We start from the raw sequence: 21,247 nt of genomic DNA, 5'->3' as shown, positions 1-21,247 counted from the left end.
GAAGCATGTCCGCATTCTCTATATAAAGTTTTGGAAGCGCATGGTGAATGCCATGCATCTATCACAAATGTTATTATAGCAGTTTTCAGACAAAATGTCCAGCAGCTAAGCGGCTGAACTGTGCGGTCTGCGAAAATTTCGTATGCAGCGAAAGCCGCCGAATGGTACAATGATATAATGATAGAAAAAGAAAGGCGGAGTGCGATATGACCGTATGGCAGGATGGAAAAGAGCGCTGCTTCTGGGCCAACCCGAAAAATGAGCGCTATGTGCGCTATCACGATGAGGAATGGGGCGTGCCTGTTCACGATGACAAGAAGCTCTTTGAGCTGCTTTTATTGGAATGCTTTCAGGCAGGGCTTTCGTGGGAATGCGTCTTAAATAAACGAGAGGGCTTTCGTCAGGCCTTTGCAGGATTCGACTTGGACAAGGTCTGTGATTTTACCGAGGAAGATGTCGACCAGCTGGCAGCAAATCCTGCCATTATCCGCCATCGCCGCAAGATTGAAGCCGCGATTGGCAATGCCCGCGTGTTCCGAAAGATTGCCGAGGAGTACGGCAGCTTCTCAAAATATCTTTGGCAGTGGACCGATGGCAAAGTCATCTACGACCATGTCAGCACGACTTCATCGATTTCGGATGCCCTTTCGAAGGATCTCAAAAAGCGCGGTATGAAATTTGTCGGCTCCACGACGATCCAGTCATATCTGCAGGCTGCCGGACTCATCAACGCGCATTTGCCGGAATGCTTTCTATATAATAGGAAGGAATCGTAAATTTTTGCTGATTGTTTTAGTCAAACATATTTTACTAAAACATACTTGACTAAAGTGCATCAGCAAAACTTCAAAGAAAATCAAGCGAAGGCATTCAAAAAGGTACACCTTATTGAATGCCTGATTTTTTTACGATATTTTATTCATAAATATTACAAAATCATTTTATGAATATGTTCATTTAAGATTATACTTTTATGAATGAAAACCAGTGTTTTTTCGCTGGAAAGAGGAAAATTTATAGGAAATAGCGAACTATTCTGTAAGAAATCGACAAACGATAAAATCTCATCCAAAAGTCATAAAGATTATACTTTTTTAGAAAGGGGAGAAGTGTTTTATGTGGAAGAAAATCAATCTCATTGGCATGCTCACAATGCTGCTGATTTTCGTCATGGCCATACCGGCGTCTGCATCTTCCCCAATCAGTCAGGATGGTTATTACAACGGCATCCGTCTTGCCGGCAAAGTCAAAGTCGTCGAATACAATGCGGATATCAAGGTGCAGGTCGTCAACAGTTTTCCGGATCTGCGCGTCAAGGTCGTCGAGCATTTCCCCGATGACATCGGCGAGTGGCAGTTCGTCGATTACGGCGAAGATTTCACGATTCAATATGTCAACAGTTTTCCGGACATCAAGATCCAATTTGTCGAACACTGGCCCGGTGTAGACTGAAGGAAAACTCCTAGAGAAGTCCCTGCAGTATCCCGCGATGTGCAGGAAAATGTTTTTTAACTCACACAAGCTTACGAGGCGATTTTTATGAAGGATATCACAGAAAATGTATTACAGCAGTTTCAGCAGGATTATGCGGCCGACGAAGCAGCGCAGACTCTGCATGCGGCTCTCTCCAAAGCCGATATGGCGGATCTTGCCTATGTGCCGGAGGCCGCGGCAAAGCTCAAGGGCGCTTTTTCGGTTGAGGTAAAGACGCGCGGCATCACGGCACAGCAGAAGTCGGGCCGCTGCTGGCTGTTTGCGGCTCTCAATATCCTGCGCGAAAAGGTTGCGGAGCAGTGTAATCTTGAGCATTTTGAGCTGTCGCAGAACTATCTGTCGTTCTATGACAAGCTTGAAAAGGCCAATAACTTCCTCGAAATGGTCATTGAACACGCAGAAGAGCCAATCAAAGGACAGCTTATGCAGTATGTCCTGCGCGGCATGACGGATGGCGGCTACTGGTCGGAAGCCGTGGACATCATCGAAAAATACGGCGTCGTGCCGAAACAGGTTCAGCCCGAGACGTATCAGTCGGAGCACACAGCACGTTTTGTTGCAGCAATCAATCAGCTTCTGCGCAAAGATGCCATGGAGCTGCGGGAACTCGTCAAGGCAGGGAAGGACCCGTATGCGCGCAAGCACGAGATGATGGCCGAAGTCTACAAGGCTCAGTGCATCGCCTTTGGCCAACCGGTACAGGAATTTGACTTTGCCTACCGCGATAAAGATGGGAACTATCATGAGGAACGCGGCCTGACGCCAAAAGCATTCTATGAAAAATACGTCGGCATTTCCCTGCGTGACTATACGGCTGTCATCAACGAGCCGACGGCGGATAAGCCGCTTGATACGCCGATTCAGTTTCATGCCGTTGAGAATATGACGGGCCGCGATATGAAGGCCCTGAATCTTGCGCAGGAAGCCCTCGAAGAGCTCTGTGTCAAGCAATTAAAGGCCGGTCAGGCCATCTGGTTTGCCTGTGATGCCGGTGCGTTCGGCGCGCGCAAGGAAGGTGTCTGGGACCCTGACAGCGTCAAATATGAGGCACTGCTTGGCGGCTTTTCGACGGCCATGCCCAAGGGCAAACGTCTCGAATACAACAGCAGTTCGGCCAACCACGCGATGCTCCTGACCGGTGTCCACTTTGACGCTGACGGAAGGCCGGACCGCTGGAAAATCGAGAATTCGTGGGGCGAGGAAGTCGGGGAGAAGGGCTATTTCGTCTGCTCCGAAAAATACTTCAAAGAATTCGTCTATGAAGCCGTCATCGACAGACAGCACTTTACCCCGGAGCAGCTGGCCATGCTCGAGAAAGAGCCAGTCTTCATCAACGCATGGGACGAAGATTACTAAAAAAGGGAAATCTGTGAGAAACAGCACTCGAAAGAGGCATCCCTCTATGATATAATGGATTCAATTTCGGGCGTTTGCCCGACGGGGAACCAATGAATGATCTTTTTTCTTCCGAGTTGCTGTTACATCTGAATAGAGGGAAAAATGACCTATCATTACGAATTTACGTTGGCGGCGGGAATCGTACTCGCCATGCTCTGTATTTTTGCGTTCAGCCGGACCTATCTGGCGACGCGGCGTAACTTCTCTTTTCGCTGTCTCTTGGCAGCGGATGTCATCACTATGCTCTTTGATGTCATATCCTCCGAAATGGATATGCGTCATGCGGAATTCTCCCTTGGTATGCTGTATCTTGTCAATGCGGTCTTTTTCCTTGGCTTTATATGGCGGTCCTTCCTGAATTTTGCCTTTGTCGAAGCCCTTGTGCGTGAGCGATGTACTGGCTTGCGACTGCCGCACCTCCTTGCACTCCTGCCCGTGGCTTTGACCACACTCATTGTGCTTGCTTCTTACTGGACAGGCTGGATTTTCTCGCTCGATGCAGGCAGCGGCGCCTACAAAAGCGGTCCTCTGTACCCGCTGATTTACGGCAACGGCTATCTGTATCTGATTTTGACGGCCGGCTTTATCGTCGCTTCGCTTCGCCATACTGTGTGGACAAGGCTGGAATTGGTATCGCTTATTGGCTCCTGCCTCTTGATTGGCCTTGGCTATATCGTGCGCATGCACTCCAGTCCGTATCTCGTCATGAACGCCTTTTACACGCTTGAGATGCTGCTCATTTTCTTTGCGTTCCAGAATCCTGATTTGTTCTTCAGCCGCCGGATGAATCTTTTCAACGCGGATGCAGCCAATGTCTGTCTGCGGGAGCTTTATCAGGGAGGTCCGTTTTCGCTGCTGGCCATTGCGGTCAATGATTTTGAAGAAAACAGGACTCTATATGGCGGCCATCAGACCACGAAGGGCCTGCGCCTGATTGCAGATTTTCTGCGGCAGAAATTTCCAGACTGTTATGTTGCTTATATGGATGAGGGCCGGTTCTTAGTTCTTACGGGAGAGCCCCTCGATTTTCGTCAGGTCTGCCACGAAATCAACGAACGCATGAAACTGCCGTGGCATGCCAGTCATGTCAATATCTATCTGAATGTGCATTATGCGGTATATCGCGGTCGGCCGGAGCCCGGCATCCTGCCGCATATGCTGGATTATACGGCATCTTCTCTCAGGCGAGCGGAACAGACGAATGAAGTCGTACATATGGGGACGGAATGCTTCCGGCGGATGGAGTATGAGAGGGAGGTCCGTCAGGCCATCGACCGCGCCATCCGCGATGACAGTATCGAAATTTACTTCCAGCCGCTTTGGGGCGTCGGGGAACAGCGCATGATCGGGGCAGAAGTACTCGCGCGCATGAACGACCCGGTACTGGGATTCGTGCCGCCGAGCGTATTTATCCGCACGGCTGAACAGAGTGGCACGATTACGCAGCTCGGTGAACAGGTATATGAAAAAGTCTGCATCTTTGCCAAGCATCATGATATCAAAAAGCTTGGTCTCAGGCGGCTGAATGTCAACTTGTCGGCCATCCAGTGCCGCGACAATCTCATGTCGGAGCGTCTGAATGCCATAACCGTCCGTCATCATCTGACTTTCGATATTTTCAAGTTTGAAGTAACGGAAACGGCACTTGTTTACCCAGATGAACTGCAGGGCAATATGGACCGGCTCATCGCCAAAGGTGCCGTATTTTCTCTCGATGATTTTGGCACAGGCTATTCGAATCTCATCCGCGTATCGCGTTCGCCGTTCAAGGATGTCAAGCTCGACATGACGCTCGTCCGCGAATACTTCCAGAAGAAAAACCGCCTGCTGCCGTCCATCATCGGCGCGTTCAAATCCTACGGCCTACATGTGACGGCCGAAGGGGTCGAGACAAAAGAGATGGTAGAAGAGCTCAGCAGGCTCGGCTGCGATACGCTGCAGGGCTATTACTTTGCCAAGCCGATGCCTGCAGCGGAATTCCTGCAGTACCTCGCAAAAAAGAACATATTGACTAGATAAGTCCAGCAAAAAGTCCAGTGCTGGACTTTTTTGTTTGGCTGCATCGTCTTTAGCCATAGGAGAAATCTATCGCCAAAGACGATTTTTTTGTATTTTTCATCGCAGCCGTTTTGCGGTAAAGTAGAAGCATCAACCGATCGGACCACCAAACGTGAAGCAATGGATATAGACTTTGAGGAGGAAATTATCATGAGCAAGCATCTTTCTACGCCATTCCGTTTCGATTACGTCGGCAGTTTCCTGCGTCCGGCCAAGATCAAGAAAGCACGTCAGCAGTTCGCTGAAAAGAAAATCTCAGCAGACGAGCTCAAGGCTGTTGAGGATACCTGCATCCGCGAGCTTGTTGCCAAACAGAAAAAGGCCGGCTATCACGTCATCACGGACGGCGAGTTCCGCCGCAGCTATTGGCACCTCGATTTCATGTGGGGACTTGAGGGCATCGAACACATCGAGCTCGACCATGGCTATCACTTCCACGGCGAAGAAACGACACATGGCTCCTGCGCTGTGACGGGCAAAATTGGCGGTCACAAGCATCCGTTTGTCGAGCATTTCAAGTTCGTCAAGCAGTTCGAGGATGAAAATACCGTTGCAAAGCAGACTCTGCCAGCTCCGGCGCAGACACTCGCCGAACTCTTCCGCGGCGACAACGGCGAGACGACGCGCAGATTCTATCCAGATGAGGAAGCGCTCATCAAGGACCTTGCGAACGCGTATCATACCGTTTTCCTCGAGCTTTACGCTGCCGGCTGCCGCAACATTCAGCTTGATGACTGCACGTGGGGCATGATTGTTGATGACGGCTACTGGCAGACGCATATCGAACCGGGCGTGACGGTCGAGAGCGAAGCCAACCGCTATCTGCGCGTCAACAACCTCGCACTGCAGGATCTGCCGGCAGACCTCATCGTCAACACGCATATCTGCCGTGGCAATTATCATTCGACGTATGCAGCCAGCGGCCCGTATGACCGCGTCGCTCCGTACGTTTTCGCCAAGGAAAATGTCAACGCCTACTATCTTGAATTCGATGACGAGCGTTCCGGCGGCTTCGAATGCCTCAAGGAAGTCACGCCGGGCAAAAAAGTCGTGCTCGGCCTGATCACGACGAAGCGTCCGGAACTTGAAGATAAAAACGCCGTCATCGCGCGCATCCATGAAGCTGCCAAATACATGCCGCTGGAAAAACTCTATCTGAGTCCGCAGTGCGGCTTTGCTTCCTGTGAAATCGGCAACAAACTCACCGAAGAGGAACAGTGGGCCAAACTCGCGCTCGTCAAAGATATCGCGGAAACCGTCTGGGGAAAATAAAATCTACTAATATATCAGCTATATCGGCAAATCAGCTGAAGTATCTCTCTTACATCAAAAAAGCACTGCTGAAAAAGTCCAGTACTGGACTTTTTCAGCAGTGCTTTTTGTATTTAGCAGCAATTTGGCAAATGCGCAGCATCAGCCAATGGCAATCGTATAGGTGAAGGTCTGTTCCTCACCGGCTGCGAGGCGTTCGCTGCCCTCACGCTCGGAGAAATCGCCATCGAAATCTTCGTAGTCGGCATGGCCGTGCCACGGCTCGATGCAGAGGAACGGGGCGCCGCCTTTTACAGGCGTCCAGAAGCCCCAGAACGGGAAATCCTTGGCGATAATGGAAAGGGATTTTGTACTCTTCGTCGAGCGAATCGTGACTTTGTCGGAATGGAGATTGTGATAAGCGAGCACGTCATTTTTGAACTCGTCAAAGTTCAGGGGCAGTTTCGTACCCTTTAAAGGTTTGTCGCCTTTGGTGCGCAGGAACTGGCCATTTTCATTGAGCGGCATATTGGGGGCGTCTTCCGCTTTATTGAATTCCAGATAGCAGTCGGAGAAGCTCTCGCCATGGACAATCGGGCAGCGGTAAGCGCCGTGGGCACCGATGGAGTAAATCATTTCGTGGTCATCGTGATTGCGGATGGTCCAGATGACTTTGATGGCCTTATCATGCAGCTCATAGGCGACAAGCAGCTCAAATTTCCACGGATATTTTTTGAGTGATTCCTCGCTCCAAAGCAGCGAAAAGGCAATGCGGTCCGCCTTTTTCTCGACGAGCTTGAAGTCGGAGATACGGCCAAGGCCATGGCTCGGCAGCTCGTATTCCTTGCCGTCCACGCGGTATTTTCCATCCCTGACTTTGCCGATGATCGGGAAAAGCACCGGCGAGCTGTATTTCCACCAAGTTGGATCGCCGTTCCAAAGATATTCCGTCTCATCCGCGCGTTCCTTGATGGAACGCAGCTCTGCGCCGTGGTCGCGTACCTGCACGCACAGCTTGTCGTTTTCAATTGTATAAAGCATATAAGTAAAATCCCCCTTGAGTAAGGCAGTTTACATCACGATGCTTTATGATTCGCGGCAAACTGTATGGATTCCTGCCAAAACGTCAGACAAAAATATTTTTCGCATAAAAAAGAAACGCAGCTGAAAAAGTCCAGTACTGGACTTTTTCAGCTGCGTTTCTAGAGAGAGATTTGAGATGTATGTAAAGTTTACTTCCGATAAAAATAAATTATCGTAAGTAAACTTTCTTTTAGTTCCGGTACATTGACCCGCGTTCTAATGGCGTTGTATGTTATATAATAGAAGCAAACTATTTAGCATGTCAGAAAGAAGTGTGCTGTTTTGTCAAAAAAAGCCAAGATTTTATCGCTGCTGTGCTGCGGCCTGCTCTTTGCCGCACCTGCCGCCATGGCGAAGACACAGACCATCGAGGCTACGGGCGTTTACCAAATGGGCGAAAATGATACGATTGCCTCGGCCAAGGAAAACGCGCGCAAAGATGCCATGCGCAATGCTGCGGAAAAAGCCGGTGTCTATGTCCGTTCGTATTCAAAGACGAAGAATCTCAAACTCACGGACGATCAGGTCGAAGTCATCAGCATTCAGACGATGCAGATCAAGGACTGCACATACACGCAGGATTTTGTCAACAATACCCTTGTCATCCATGCGGCCATCAAGGCCTCGGTCGACGACAATGACTTCCAAAAGCGCATCGATGCCAACAACCAGATTCAGAACCTGCAGAGTCAGCTCGCCGAGGAAAAGGAAAAGAACCGCGAGGCCGTCAACAAGAAGATGCGTGACACGGGCAATGACCCCTATGCGAATCTGTTAGCCGAGACCGAACTCAAACGACTGCAGAAAAATCCGAGCAGCATTTCGGTCGTGCGCAGCAATCTCGAAGATTTCGTTGACCAGCGCAATGGCATCGTGCCGGCTGACATTTACGGCCGTATTGCCCTGTTGGACCTCATGGGCACGGCGAATCAGGCTTCTTTTGAACAGGACCTCCAGAAGGCCATCGATACCGACCCGAAAGATCCCTTCTATTATACGTTATGGGCGCTCTACAAAGAGTCGCTTTACGACCACTACGGCGCGGAAGCCATGGCCGATCAAGCCTTAAGGCTCGACGGCCACCATTGGCCGGCTTATTACGTGCGCTCGATTGCCAAGGGCTTCCGGGGTTCCACGCGCAAGGCCATGGCCGACTGCGATACGGCCATCAAGCGCGGCGGCAAAAATTACAGCTACGTTCTCGCCTACCGCGCGAGACTTCAGCGCGTCTTTGCCGGACGCCACGATTTTGTCGACTTCGAGTCAGACGACCACGACGATACGATAAACGCCACCATCAATGGCTTTTACCGCGACTTTGCACAGCTCAAGCGAAAAATCAAGAAGTAACTGGCCTTGCCGAGGCAGGAAAACTCTACTTCATGTTGAAGTCTAGTATATTAGAAAAAATTATCTGATTTTACGACGAGGTGGATTTTATGTCGAAGTTCTGTCCAAACTGCGGTACCCAGCTGGACGACAATGCAAAATTCTGCATGAAATGCGGTCAGAAGCTGGAACCCGATAAAAAGAAGACACGGAAAAAATATATTGCCATGGCCATTGCCGGCCTTGTCGTCATTGGCGCTGTCGGCTTCTGGGCCGGTAAGAATTATTTTGGCCAGCAGGCACCGGCGTCAGCCCCGAGTAAACAGACAGCAGCTGCTGACACAGCGGCCAAAACGCCGGAAATGACCTCGGACCTCTCGTTAGGCGGTCTTGACCTCGACCTCACGCTTGACGAAATGCACGAACGCCTTGGTCAGGAGGAGTCTTCCAAGCAGGAAGACAATCACATGTATTATTTTTATGAGGGCCTCAAAGTCGGTTCGACGAACAACAAACTGACTTCCCTCGTGTCCGACAACGATAAAGTCGCCACAAAGCGCGGCCTGCATCAGGGCGATTCGTACGATGACATGGTAAAAGCATATGGCAGTTCCTACAATAAAATGGAATACAACGGGCAGATGCTCTATGAATACTCCTTCCAGTCCCTCGATGGCAAAAACGGCATCCTGCGCTTTGCCGTCAGCGAGGATACGAATAAAATCGCGTACATCAGCGTCCGTATTCCTGAGGAAAATGCCAATAAAGCTAAACAGACTGCGAAAGCCAGCAGCGATACCATCGATGTGACGTACACCGGCGGCAAGACGACTCAGCTGCACCTCTCGCAGAATTCCATCGAGATGCACGTGGGCCAGAAGCTTCACCTCTATCCCGGTGACAATTCCGGCGAAGCCGGCGTGCTGCGCCTCATGACGGATAACAACCGCGACAAGATGGGCATCGTGACGCCAAAGAACTGCGTCAGCGTCACCACGGCCGGCAAAACCGGCGGCAAGGGCTCCAGCACCGAAAAAATCATCACGGCCAATGCTCCTGGCGAAGCCGTCTTCACCGTCGTGCCGAATTACGGTTCGTGGGATAATGCCGCAAAAATCTTTATCCGCATTGTGAACTAAGCAATACTATATAGTTCCTTTACGGCTCAAAATAAAAAGAAACCCCTGAAAAAGTCCAGTACTGGACTTTTTCAGGGGCATTTTTATTCTTTTATTTTAAGGAGCAGCCGACATGCTGTACGACCAGCGCGGCCACGCGGTTGGCTTCTTCGCAGGCTTCACGCAGCGATTTGCCATTTGACAGAGCCGCGAGGAAACCTGCGGTATGCGAGTCGCCGGCACCGATGGTGTCGATGGCCTTGACGGGCTTGGTCGGCACGAGAAAAGCCTCGTTTTCATTGACACAGAGCGTTCCCTGTTTGCCCAGTGTCACGATGACAGGCTGTTTCGTCGCGGCCTGCAGTTCTTTGGCGGCCTCGCGGACGTCAGTCCTGTCCGTCATGGCCTTTGCCTCCCCCTCGTTGAGTTCGAGAATGGTGCCCATGCCGAGAAGTTCTTTTTGAAAGCGCTTGCCTAAGAGGCGCGGCCCAGGGTCGAGGACGAGACGGCAGTCAGGGCGCTTGCGCCGCAGGAATTTCAGGATGACATCGCCGCTGTTGTTGCTGTCCTGAAAGCCGTAGCCCGAGGCATAGATATAGTCATAAGCCGCAGCATCGATGTTTGCCAGCCAGCTGTCAAGCCATTTCGTCTCGATGCCGTCAATCGTGATGAATGTGCGCTCCCCGTTGGCCTCAACTAAGGAAAGGCAGTAGCCATTGTCACAGCGCGCGTCCTCAATCATGACATCGTGATGACCGGCCTGCAGAGTGCTGCGGATTTTATCGGCGTACAGGCCCCTGCCGACTGGCACGCATAAGTCATGGGAGACCTGCAGTTCATCGAGGATTTTGGAGACATTAAAGGCGCAGCCGCCAACTACCATGCCCTTCTGCAGGCCCGTGATATCTTCGCCGGCCTTGGGCAGGCGCTCAATGTCGATGATGACATCGATGACAGCGGAGCCGAGGATCAGGATATTTTTCACCATAAAGCCCATCTCCCCTTAAAGCGTGGACCTGTTCTTGTCACAGACGGTCAGGATGAAATACAGGAGGCCGCTGACGACCAGTGTCAAAAGGACGTTCAGGCTGTTGCCGGCAAAAATACCCGTGGCAAACGGACCTGCAAAGATGAACGTCTTGGAAAACAGCATGCCGACGACGAAGCCGACAATCCAGCTGATGACGCCGTGATAATTGATGCGGTTCTTCATGGGGTCCGTCAGCAGCGTCTTGTCATAGCCGTTTTTCCAGCGCAGCATCAGATAGTCAACGAGGAAGACGGACGACCAGGCAGCGAGGAGCTTGCCGATGATGCCGAGGAAGCCTTCGAGCGTGCCCTGAAAATCCTGTGCAACGAACAGGATGTAAGCCGGAATGACCGTGACGATGATAGTCTGGAATACGAGAATCCACTTGTCATCCCAAATGAGATGGGCCGCTTTGAGAACGAGCTTGGAAGATTTCAGGCCTAAGAAGCACTGCGGCGTCAGGCCGCCGATGGCCGTGATGTAGTAGATAATGGCAAGGTTCGTCGGCAGAGCACCCTTGATGACTTCAATCGGATTAGACGATTGGGCAAGGTCCGGCACCTGCGTCGAAAGCAGAATGCCGACGCTGAGCATCAGGATGAGTGGAATCGCGCCGCCAAGCGTGACGGCCCAGCCGACCTGGCTGCGCGTGTTTTTCGGGTCCTGATGGCAGCTGTAATCGGCCGCATAACTCGTCCAGCCAATGCCCGTGCCCGCTGCGACGAACGCCAGTGCCGGCAGAAAATTGCCGAGCCAGTCGCCGCTCGGCATGGCAAAGAGGACCTGCCAGTCCGTCTTCGGGATGATGATAAACAAAATGACGAGTGTCAAAAAACCAAAGAGGTATGTGCAGATGGTCTGCATGCGAATCAGCATCTTATGGCTGAACAGCACCGAAACGAGAATCAATGCCACGAAAATCGCCAGCGCAATGCCCATGGTCAAAGGCGATGTCGCAAGGCCGCAGGTGACAAAAAGTGCAAGAACGGTCAAAGCGCCCGTACAGACGTTGATGGACAGCCAGCCCGCATGGCTGATGAGAGCTGCCACAGCTGGAATGAGATTGCCTTTAAAGCCAAACGAGGCCCTTGACAGGACAAACGTCACCGTGCCCGTATCATGTCCGGCCAGACTCATGAGACCGACAAGGCCAAAGGAAAAGGAACCGATGACCGTGACGAGAATGGCCTGAATGAAACTCAGCTTGTAGCCGATGATGATGGCGCCGTAAACGAGACCGAGAATGCCGATGTTGGCCGCGCAGTACAGGAAGAACAGGCTTCGCGGCTTATCCGTCCGTTCAGAAGGCGGTAAAAATGTTGTTTCTTTTTCCGTGCTCATAAGTTTTCCTCCTCAATATACAATGATGCAAATCAATCTCAGCAGCTGACTTTGCCGCGATGTTCGAGCAGGCTTTCGGCATAATGCGAAAAGTCGACATGGTTGCTGCGTTCGAGTACATCTTTCAATTCTTTGCGGATGCCGTTTGCACCGGCCTTGGCCCCGCAGACAGCGACGGCCATAGCCCCGATGGTATCCGTATCGCCGCCAAGATTCGCACAGGCCAGACTGCAGGCCTCCGGGGCGCGGTAATAATACGCCATCGCAAGAGCAGCCGGCACAGCCTCGCTCATCAGCGTCGTCGTGCCGATGATTTCGTAAATGGACAGGGAGAAGCGTTTCGGCGTATCGCGGTACTTCTCTGCCAGCTCCAATGCGAGCTTGAGTCTTGCTTTTGGCGAAGCCTGATACGTCTCAGCGCCGTAACTCGAAGCAAACATATAGCAGTTCTCTGCCGTGCTCATGATGTCTTCCCACGACTTATCTTCCAGGGCTGCGCTGACGGCTGCGGCCACCATGCCGGCACCGCCAATGGTCACATCCGTCTTGTGCGTGGCTTCGCTGATGCGGGCCACATACTTGGCAAGGCCCGGCAGGTCATTGCTCGGAAACAGGCAGCCAATCGGCGCAATGCGCATGGCAGCGCCGTTTGTCACGGCTTTGACCGTATAGGGCTCAGGATCCTCCCCTGCCTGAATGGCATGTAAGGCGGCCTTGGAACTCTGCCCTAAGATGTTCTTGGCAAAGGCATCCGTGTCAACGGCCCACTTAATCAGATTCTTCGCAATGATGCGCTTGTCCGGTACATAGTTGTTCTCCATCAGGGAATCCACGATGATCAAAGCCTGTGCTGTGTCATCCGTGAACTCGCCCTTCTTCAGGCCTATGGCCGCCGGATTGGCCGACGGACTGTCCTCAAACGTCTTGATCTCGCCAAAGACTTCCTTGATTTTGCGGCGGCTCAGAAGCTCCGACGGCATGCCCATCGAATCCCCCAGAGCCATGCCGTACAAGGCTCCTAAAATACGGTCCAACATATGCATCTCTCCTTCTCAAATATAAAAAATTTATTCTCTTATTATTTTCTTGTCTAAATGATGATTTCCTGCCCAACCCACGGCAATTGTCTTGTCAATTGTAAATTTCATATATTATATTTTGGCAATAGACCTGCAGGATATTTCACGTAAAAGGGAGAATTAAATCACGAGTTTAATATCTGTACAGCTGCAACGAAAGGATGAATAATCCCATGAGAAGACACGACCGCGAAATCACGAATAGAGCCGAAATCATCGAAGTCATGAAAAAAGCGCAGGTCTGCCGGCTTGCGCTCAACGACGAGGACGGCTACCCTTACATTCTGCCCATAAATTACGGCGTTGAGGAACGCGACGGAAAGATTTTTCTCCACTTCCACAGTGCCCTTGAGGGCCGCAAGCTCGAGCTCATGGCCCGCGACAGCCGCGCCTCATTTGAGATGGACACGAAACACAAGCTGCAGTATTTCGCCGATAAGGGCTACTGCACCTATGCATATGAAAGCGTCGTCGGCAAAGGCCGCCTGCATATGGTCCCCGAGGAGGAAAAAGCGGCTTCACTCGCCTGCCTGATGGACCATTACCATCCGGGCGAGAACGCCTATTTTAATCCGGCCGCCATTCCGCGCACGGCCGTCTACTGCCTCGAAGTCGAGTCGGTAACGGGCAAGCGCAAAAAGCCGAAACCAGAGAACTGATTTTCTGTCAAACAGCACCTTCTTCTCTAAAATCACTGTAATCCTTTGACGATTTGCGCTATAATGGTCAGGATATGAAAAAACAGGCAGCCCCCCTGCGGGCTGCCAAGGAAGAAGATGATGTTCTTGTCAGAGGAACAAAATGAACAAAACATAAAGGATATCCATAAGATACGTCAGGAGCAGCTCGCGCGCGGGCGCATCATCGTGCGCACGAGCGCCATCGGCATTGCCGTCAACATTTTACTAGCGGCTTTTAAGGGAGCGGTCGGCCTGACGACAAATTCCATCGCCATCCTGCTCGATGCTGTCAACAATCTGTCGGATGCCCTTTCGTCGGTCATCACGGTGGCCGGAGCGAAACTCGCGGGCCGCAAGCCGGACTGGAAACATCCTTTCGGCCACGGCCGCTACGAATATTTCAGTGCGATGATCATCGCGGCCATCGTCTTTTATGCCGGCCTGACTTCCCTCTGGGAATCGGTCAAAAAAATCATCGAGCCGGAAATGGCCACTTACACGCCGATTTCCCTGCTGATTCTCACCGTCGCCATCGTTGTCAAAATTCAATTGGGACGCTACGCGAAGCGCCAGGGATTTTTAGCGGAATCCGATGCCCTGGAAGCGTCGGGTGCCGATGCCATGTTTGACGCGCTGCTGTCCCTTTCCGTACTCGTAACGGCGTTTATCTACATTGGCACGGGGATTTCCCTCGAAGCGTATGTCGGCGCGATTATTTCCATCTTTATCCTCAAAGCCGGCATTGACATGATGAGAAAGACCCTGAACGACCTGCTCGGCGAACGGCCGGACCCCGAGCTCGTGCGCAAAATACGCGCCATTATCATCGAGGAGCCGGAAGTCCACGGTGCCTACGACCTCATGCTCAACAATTACGGTCCGGACCGCAATTACGCCTCCGTCCATATCGACCTGCCTGACACCATGACCGTGGAACAGGCCGACCGCCTGACGCGCCGCCTTCATGACAGGATTTTCCTCGCAACCGGCGTGCGCCTGATGGGCGTTACCGTGTACTCCTACAACACGAACGACCCCAAAGCCATCGAGATCCGCAAAGATGTCTACAAAATCATGATGAAGCACCGCGACCACCTCCTGCAGGTCCACGGCTTCTACGTAGACCGTAAGAAAAAAGAAATGCGCTTCGATATCGTCGTGAAGTTCGGCACGAACATCCCCGAGATGATTGAGCTGCTTGAAAAAGAAGTCAAAGAGGCTTACCCCGACTACGATATTCTCATCGATCCCGACATGGATATCTCCGCTCTCGGCATCAACCGGTGAGCAAAAAGTCCAGTACTGGACTTTTTGTTTAAGAATGCATCAGCCTACATAAAAAGAAAGCTCTGAAACGAGCATGGCCTGTAAGACCACAGCCGTTTCAGAGCTTTTTTTGTTGAACTATATAATAGAAGGGATTTATTTCACAGCCTTCGGGTCGTACAGCGGGATAGCCTGTACGAGGTCCGGATGTTCTGCTTTGTGTGCCATGATCTGGCGGCGCAGGTCGAGTTCTGCCGTCATGTCCTTGCGGATGTAGTCGAGTTTGTAGAAGTAAATCAAACCGGCGATGATGGCACAAAGTACAATCGGAATCCAGATGAAGCAGGTCTCAATGGCCGAGAGAGCCGAGGCGCTCTGCGCTGCATTCGGGACATAGCCACCCATGTTGAGGAACAGGCCGACGATAAAGCTTGTCAGGCCCATGCCGCCTTTGACGAAGAAGCCCTGAAAGGCTGCAATCAGACCGGCAACGCTCTTGCTCTTCTTGTACTCCGAATAGTCGATGACATCCGGCTGAATCGCAAAGGTGATGCCGAAAATGCCGTAAATGCCAAGACCCGTGATGACGAGGCCCGTGAGCAGGCAGACAATCGAGCTCTGTCCAAAGTAAATCAGAAGGTCACCGACAACGTAAAGGCCGACACTCAGGAACATCAGGCTGCGTTTCTTAAAGTGTTTTTCCAGAGTCGGCAGGGCCAAAAGCATTGGCAGGCCCGAAAGGATGCCGAGGATACCGACAAGAGCCAGCAGGTCGGAGCGGTCGAGGTTGTACTTGAAATAGTAAATGACGGTCGTATTGCGGACGACGTAGAGGGAAAAATAGAAGAGGTTCAGGAAGAATAAGATCCAGGCCTGTCCCGTAAGTCCCTTGAAGCTGTCACGCAGGCTCATATGCTCCGTGCTGACCGTTGGCGGCACGACTTCCTTCGTGCTGGAGAACGTGAAGAAGAAAATGAACATCGCGACAATGCCGTAAAGGGTCATGGTCACAAGGTAGCCCTGTGCCTCATCGCCGGCACCAAAAAAGTCAACCAAGGGAGCCGTGATGGACATGACGATGGCCGTGCCGATCATGGCGCAAATCATGCGGGTCGAAACGAGGATATCGCGTTCATGTACATCCGAAGTCAGGCGCGGGACAATCGTATTCAAAGGAATATTAACGACCGTATACGCCGTGCAGAGCAGGCAGTACGTCACATAAGCCCAGATCAATTTACCCGTCGCATCAAAATCCGGAATGTAGAACGTCAGAAACGTGAAGAACGCGAACGGCACCGCGCCGATCAGGAAGTACGGACGGCCCTGCCCCCAGCGCGTATGCGTATGGTCGACAATGATGCCCATCATCGTATCCGTCATGGCATCGATGAATTTCGTCACGAGCATCATCGTGCCGGCGGCCGCTGCCGCAATGCCAAATACATCGGTATAAAAGACCATCAGATAAGACGCCATCGTGCTGAATACGAGATTGCAGCCTAAGTCGCCCATGCCATAGCCAAGGCGTATCCGCCATTTACTCATCATGAAAAATCCCCCCTATAATTTATGCCAGTATCATCCGTTACCAATCCAGCGCGGCGATGGCAGCTTTTTCGACGTCCAAACCGCTGCGGTAATGACGCATAAAGGTCTGGAATCCAGCGATTTCCTCCGGCGAGGCCTTGATGGTATCGCCGTCCAACTTCGTAAAGATGCGTTTATCGAGATAATCGCCGAGTGTTTCCCCTTCCTGCCTGTCGACAAGATAAGCCGCAAGCAGGGCAATGCCCCAGGCACCGCCTTCACTGGCCGTGTTCATGACCGTGACCGGAGCTTCACAGGCTGCCGACAAATAAAGCTGTCCGACACCCTTTGTCTTGAAAAACCCGCCGTGTCCCATGATGCGGTCGACCTGTACGCCCTCATCGCGCAGGATATCGAGACCAATCTTGACGGCGCCGAGCGACGTATAGAGATGCGCGCGCATGAAATTCGCCAGATTGAAATGACTTTTCGCCGTGCGCAGGAAAATGGGCCGTCCCTCGTTGATCATCGTGATATTTTCCCCGGAATAATAGCCGTACGGCAGAAGTCCGCCGGCATCGGCCTCACCCTGCAGGGAATTCGTATAAAGTTTCGTGAACAATTCTCCAGTGCTCACCTCATGCCCCATCAAAGAAGCGAATTCACCAAAGAGCTGGACCCAGGCATTGAGGTCTGTCGTGCCGTTATTGGCATGCGACATCGCGCAGGGAGCCCCTGTCGGCGTGGCCACCATGTCGATTTCACGATGCAGCTTTTTAAGGGGCTGCTCGAGGACAATCATGGCAAATGTGCTCGTACCGGCCGAAACATTGCCCGTGCGCGGTGCTACAGCATTCGTCGCCGTCATGCCCGTGCCTGCGTCGCCTTCCGGCGGGCAGAACGGGATACCAGAAAGCAAGTCCCCTTCTTCATCGAGAAGCTTTGCTCCCCTCTTCGTCAGCACTCCGGCTTTGTCGCCGGCGACCAGGACTTTCGGGAAAATATCACGGAGCTGCCAGGAAAAATGATACGGCTTGAGCAGGTCATCAAATTTCTGCACCATGCTTTCAACATAATCATTCGCAACAGGGTCGACAGGGAACATGCCCGAAGCATCGCCGATGCCGATGACTTTTTCGCCCGTCAGCTGCCAGTGAATGAAGCCGGCAAGCGTTGAAACATAGTCAATATGAGAAACATGCTCTTCCTGATCGAGAATCCTCTGATAAAGATGCGCTGCGGTCCAGCGCAGCGGAATGTTGAAATGAAATAAATCCGTTAAAGTATCCGCTGCTTTTTGCGTATTGGTATTGCGCCAGGTTTGAAATGGTGCCAGCAGTTTTCCCTGTCGGTCAAAGGCCATGTAGCCGTGCATCATGGCACTGACGCCAATAGAGCCTGTTTTCGTAAGCGTAATCCCATATTCGTCTTGAACGGCTTTTTTCAAAGAATGATAGCAGCTGCGAAGGCCGTCATAAATTTCCTGCAGATGGAAGGTCCAAATGCCATTTTCAAATGAATTTTCCCAATCATGGATGCCGACAGCGAGCACCTTGCCGGCATAATCAATGAGAACCGCCTTGATCCTCGTCGAGCCAAATTCGATGCCGAGTGCCGTCTGTCCCTTTACAATAGCCTCTTTCGCAGTCATAAGATTGTTCCTTTTCCTTTCTGCGGGGCAGCAGCTGAAAATCTCAAGCTGCTGCCCTGCTGTTTTTTTAGAAGCAGGTGAATGCGCCATCCACGATGACGTCCGTGCCCGTCGTAAACGTGCTCGTATCGCCTGCGAGATAAACACAAATGGATTCGAGCTCTTCCGGTTTGCCCATGCGTCCCATCGGTGCCATCGCATTCCATTTCTCGATGAGCGGAATCAGCGTCGGGGAGTTCATCGTGAGTTCTGTAGCCATGTAGCCCGGGCTGATGCAGTTGACGCGGACGCCCTTCTTGGCCCATTCAATCGCGAGGGATTTCGTCAGCTGAATGACACCGGCCTTCGAAGCGTTGTAAGCGCACTGCGGCTGCGGCACGTTGACGATGTGTGCCGACATCGAAGCCGTGTTGATGATGGAGCCGCCGCCATGCGTCAGCATGTATTTGCCGGCTGCAATGTCCGTCAGGAAAATGCCGTTGAGGTTGATATTAATGACCTTGAGCCACTGCTCATACGTCATTTCCTCAGCCGGTGCATTGATGCAGATGCCGGCGTTGTTATGGCAGAAGTTCAGGCCGCCGAGCTTTTCGACGACTTCGTCGACCATGGCGTCGACCTGTTCCTTGTTCGTGCAGTCCGTCTGAATGGCGATGACTTTCTGCCCCGTCTTCTCTGCAATCTCAGCAGCCGTCTTTTTCGCCGTCTCGATGTCGAGGTCAACGATGGCGACATCAGCGCCAGCCTCTGCAAAAGCCGTGGCCGTGCACTTGCCAATACCGCGGGCTGCGCCCGTGACAAAACCTTTCTTGCCCGTCAATTTCATTTTTTCGATGATACCCATGATACATCTTCCTTTCTGTATTTACATTTTGTAAAATCATTTTTCAAATCTGTTTATATGATAATCCTACTTTGTAGTTTTGTCAAGCCATTTTATAAAATAAAATAAATAAATACGTCGAATCCCATCGAATACAGAAAAAAGTCATCGCTGACTGGCTTTTTCCTTCCCGCTTTGTTATAATGATACCTATAGATTTACAAAATCATTTTACAAAATTAAGAGGGTCTTCCTATGAAAAAGAGCATTACACCATCCGAGATCCGTCAGACAAACCGTCAGCGCATCTACCAATATATTTATCAGAAGGAAAATGTTTCGCAGCAGGACATTGCCTACGACCTGCATCTGAGCCGGCCTACCGTGACGACGAACTTAACTGCCTTAAAAGAAGAAGGGCTCGTCAAAGAAGCCGGCCAGATGGATACGGAGCTTGTCGGGCGCAAGGCCAATGCCTATGCAGTCAATGAGACTTACCGTGCCAGCATTGGCGTAGAGCTTTTGAGCCGGCAGGTCAAGGCCATTGCCGTAGACCTCTATGGCCGGAAAATCCACCGCGATGTCTTTGCACTGGACTTTGAAAACACGGATGCCTATTTCCAAAAAGTCTGCCAGCACATTCTGGAGTTCCAGGAAGCCTGCCATTTGACGGATGCGCAGGTACTCGGTGTTGGCTTTGCCATGCAGGGCCTGATTTCTCCCGACGGCAAAAAAGTCATCTACGGCAAAATCCTGAACTGCACGGGGCTTGAAGTCTCTGCCGTGACAAAATACCTGCCGTTCCCCTGCCGCTTCTTCCACGATGCCAACAGCGCGGCCATCGCCGAACTCTGGGCCGCGCCGGACCTCAAAGACGCCTTCTATCTTTCCCTGAGCCGCCACTTGGCCGCAGCCCTGATTCTCGACCGCAAAATCATCACGGGCATGCATGGACACAGTGCGACCATTGAACACATGCAGATTGACCCGCAGGGAGAGCTCTGTTACTGCGGCCAGCGCGGCTGCCTTGAGACAAAGTGTTCCCTGCGCGCGCTGCACTGCGACCTTGAGCATCTCGATGACTTTTTCGACAAAGTCCACGCCGCAGACCTCAAGGCACAGGAAATCTGGATCACCTATCTGAAAAATCTGGCCCATGCTATCAATCTGCTGCACCTGATTTACGACAAGACCTTCATCCTCGGCGGATATCTTGCCCCTTATCTGCAGCAGGCCGACATCGACTATCTCTACAAAGAAATCGCCTCGAAGACGCCATTTCCCGAAGCCCATGACTTTTTACAGCTCAGCCGCATGCCCAAGCACAACATCGCCATCGGCGCGGCTCTGCCCTACATCCAGAAATTTCTCGAGAAAATCTGAAAAAGTCCAGTGCTGGACTTTTTCAGGAATGTCAGGTAATGAATGGAAAAATAATTCGCTGCCATGCCCGAACGACAAAAGAGGCTGCTGCACAGTTACGTGCGGCAGCCTCTTTTTGGTGCTTATCGCTTATTTAGAAAATGCAATTGGTCATCACAAATATGTGACGGTCTCGCTCAAAGGTTTTCTCTTCGCATGGTTTGGCAATGGCTTGACGCCTTCAGCTTTGTAGCCGAGGTCAAGAAGCATCAGGATGCTCTCGTTTTCCGGCAGGCCGAGGGCCTTGGCGAGTTTCTCGGGGTCGAAGAAGTTGACCCAGCAGCCATCGAGCCCTGCATTGGCTGCCGCGAGCATCAAATGCGTTGCGACGATGCTTGCATCCTCAACGCCGGAATCATGCTTATCTCCTGGATAAGTGAATACGTTATTGCGGTCGTACGCCACAATCAGCACGGTGCCTGCCCCATAGCGGCACGGCGTCGCCGCATCGATGACGGCCAGCGTCTCCGGCTTCTGCGCCACATAAATATGCTGCTCCTGCAGATTCTTCGCTGTCGGTGCGAGGCGTCCAGCCTCGAGCACCGCCGCAAGTGCCTCCTGCGGTACCTTTTTATCGCTAAATTTTTTGCATGAATAACGATTTTTTATGACATCCGTAAATTCCATGACGAATCCCTCCTTGTCTTTATCCTTTCGCCATGCAGGAGCAAAATCCTGTTTACCAGTCTCTTTT

At 51.8% G+C, this 21,247-nt stretch carries 18 protein-coding genes; 10 read left to right on the top strand and 8 right to left on the bottom strand.

Going from position 1 to position 21,247, the window contains the following annotated elements:
- Window positions 1-206 precede the first annotated feature (206 nt).
- The 5 genes from ACE419_RS09135 to ACE419_RS09115 all read left to right on the top strand — a co-directional run bounded on the left by ACE419_RS09135 (window position 207) and on the right by ACE419_RS09115 (window position 6,222).
- Window positions 207-776 carry a DNA-3-methyladenine glycosylase I gene (locus ACE419_RS09135; RefSeq protein WP_435721798.1) on the top strand — a complete coding sequence of 190 codons (570 nt, stop codon included), beginning with the start codon at window positions 207-209 and terminating at the stop codon, window positions 774-776.
- 340 nt (window positions 777-1,116) lie between these two features.
- A complete protein-coding gene (locus ACE419_RS09130) occupies window positions 1,117-1,452 on the top strand; it encodes a 7(1) septoil knot domain-containing protein (RefSeq protein ID WP_432647740.1) in 336 nt (111 codons plus the stop codon).
- A gap of 87 nt (window positions 1,453-1,539) precedes the next feature.
- A complete protein-coding gene (locus ACE419_RS09125) occupies window positions 1,540-2,850 on the top strand; it encodes a C1 family peptidase (RefSeq protein ID WP_435721797.1) in 1,311 nt (436 codons plus the stop codon).
- A 144-nt stretch (window positions 2,851-2,994) separates the two neighbouring features.
- Window positions 2,995-4,911 carry an EAL domain-containing protein gene (locus tag ACE419_RS09120; protein ID WP_435721796.1) on the top strand — a complete coding sequence of 639 codons (1,917 nt, stop codon included), beginning with the start codon at window positions 2,995-2,997 and terminating at the stop codon, window positions 4,909-4,911.
- 189 nt (window positions 4,912-5,100) lie between these two features.
- Window positions 5,101-6,222, top strand: coding sequence for a 5-methyltetrahydropteroyltriglutamate--homocysteine S-methyltransferase (locus ACE419_RS09115; RefSeq protein WP_435721795.1), 1,122 nt, complete (start codon window positions 5,101-5,103; stop codon window positions 6,220-6,222).
- Window positions 6,223-6,363: 141 nt separating this feature from the next.
- On the opposite strand, the gene ACE419_RS09110 is transcribed toward ACE419_RS09115, so the two are convergent.
- Window positions 6,364-7,242, bottom strand: a complete 879-nt coding sequence (locus tag ACE419_RS09110) for an aldose 1-epimerase family protein (protein ID WP_435721794.1) — start codon at window positions 7,240-7,242, stop codon at window positions 6,364-6,366.
- A gap of 324 nt (window positions 7,243-7,566) precedes the next feature.
- Between ACE419_RS09110 and ACE419_RS09105 the strand changes: the two genes are divergently transcribed.
- Together ACE419_RS09105 and ACE419_RS09100 are read left to right on the top strand one after the other, a co-directional pair.
- Window positions 7,567-8,634 (top strand): hypothetical protein, encoded by a 1,068-nt coding sequence (locus tag ACE419_RS09105; protein WP_435721793.1) that lies wholly within the window; start codon window positions 7,567-7,569, stop codon window positions 8,632-8,634.
- Between the two features lie 89 nt (window positions 8,635-8,723).
- Window positions 8,724-9,752 (top strand): zinc-ribbon domain-containing protein, encoded by a 1,029-nt coding sequence (locus ACE419_RS09100; RefSeq protein WP_435721792.1) that lies wholly within the window; start codon window positions 8,724-8,726, stop codon window positions 9,750-9,752.
- Between the two features lie 91 nt (window positions 9,753-9,843).
- On the opposite strand, the gene ACE419_RS09095 is transcribed toward ACE419_RS09100, so the two are convergent.
- The 3 genes from ACE419_RS09095 to ACE419_RS09085 are packed head-to-tail and all read right to left on the bottom strand — an operon-like array spanning window position 9,844 to window position 13,139.
- On the bottom strand, window positions 9,844-10,719 hold the full coding sequence (locus tag ACE419_RS09095; RefSeq protein ID WP_435721791.1) for a PfkB family carbohydrate kinase: 876 nt from the start codon (window positions 10,717-10,719) through the stop codon (window positions 9,844-9,846).
- 15 nt (window positions 10,720-10,734) lie between these two features.
- A complete protein-coding gene (locus ACE419_RS09090; RefSeq protein ID WP_435721790.1) occupies window positions 10,735-12,102 on the bottom strand; it encodes a purine-cytosine permease family protein in 1,368 nt (455 codons plus the stop codon).
- 38 nt (window positions 12,103-12,140) lie between these two features.
- Window positions 12,141-13,139, bottom strand: coding sequence for an ADP-ribosylglycohydrolase family protein (locus ACE419_RS09085; protein WP_435721789.1), 999 nt, complete (start codon window positions 13,137-13,139; stop codon window positions 12,141-12,143).
- 215 nt (window positions 13,140-13,354) lie between these two features.
- On the opposite strand from ACE419_RS09085, the gene ACE419_RS09080 reads away from it, so the two are divergent.
- The gene (locus tag ACE419_RS09080; protein ID WP_435721788.1) at window positions 13,355-13,840 is read left to right on the top strand and encodes a pyridoxamine 5'-phosphate oxidase family protein; all 486 of its coding nucleotides are present in this window, start codon (window positions 13,355-13,357) and stop codon (window positions 13,838-13,840) included.
- Window positions 13,841-13,966: 126 nt separating this feature from the next.
- Entirely contained in the window at window positions 13,967-15,148 is a 1,182-nt protein-coding gene (locus tag ACE419_RS09075) for a cation diffusion facilitator family transporter (RefSeq protein WP_435721787.1), read from the top strand.
- Between the two features lie 135 nt (window positions 15,149-15,283).
- Here the strand turns inward: ACE419_RS09075 and ACE419_RS09070 are convergent, their stop codons facing one another.
- The 3 genes from ACE419_RS09070 to ACE419_RS09060 form a co-directional block, all read right to left on the bottom strand.
- Entirely contained in the window at window positions 15,284-16,678 is a 1,395-nt protein-coding gene (locus tag ACE419_RS09070) for a glycoside-pentoside-hexuronide (GPH):cation symporter (protein WP_435721786.1), read from the bottom strand.
- Between the two features lie 37 nt (window positions 16,679-16,715).
- The gene (locus tag ACE419_RS09065; RefSeq protein ID WP_435721785.1) at window positions 16,716-18,308 is read right to left on the bottom strand and encodes a xylulokinase; all 1,593 of its coding nucleotides are present in this window, start codon (window positions 18,306-18,308) and stop codon (window positions 16,716-16,718) included.
- 67 nt (window positions 18,309-18,375) lie between these two features.
- Window positions 18,376-19,152 carry an SDR family oxidoreductase gene (locus ACE419_RS09060; RefSeq protein WP_432647762.1) on the bottom strand — a complete coding sequence of 259 codons (777 nt, stop codon included), beginning with the start codon at window positions 19,150-19,152 and terminating at the stop codon, window positions 18,376-18,378.
- A 234-nt stretch (window positions 19,153-19,386) separates the two neighbouring features.
- Between ACE419_RS09060 and ACE419_RS09055 the strand changes: the two genes are divergently transcribed.
- Window positions 19,387-20,514 carry an ROK family transcriptional regulator gene (locus ACE419_RS09055; RefSeq protein WP_432647763.1) on the top strand — a complete coding sequence of 376 codons (1,128 nt, stop codon included), beginning with the start codon at window positions 19,387-19,389 and terminating at the stop codon, window positions 20,512-20,514.
- 153 nt (window positions 20,515-20,667) lie between these two features.
- Here ACE419_RS09055 and ACE419_RS09050 read toward each other — a convergent pair whose 3' ends face one another.
- Window positions 20,668-21,180: a nitroreductase family protein gene (locus tag ACE419_RS09050; protein ID WP_432647764.1), complete on the bottom strand. Its 513-nt coding sequence runs from the start codon at window positions 21,178-21,180 to the stop codon at window positions 20,668-20,670.
- Window positions 21,181-21,247 lie beyond the last annotated feature (67 nt).

The organism is Mitsuokella apri (assembly GCF_047974105.1).
In the GTDB taxonomy this organism is placed as follows: domain Bacteria; phylum Bacillota; class Negativicutes; order Selenomonadales; family Selenomonadaceae; genus Mitsuokella.
The sequence above is the reverse complement of the archived record's forward strand: the minus strand, read 5'-3'. Positions and strand labels throughout refer to the sequence as shown.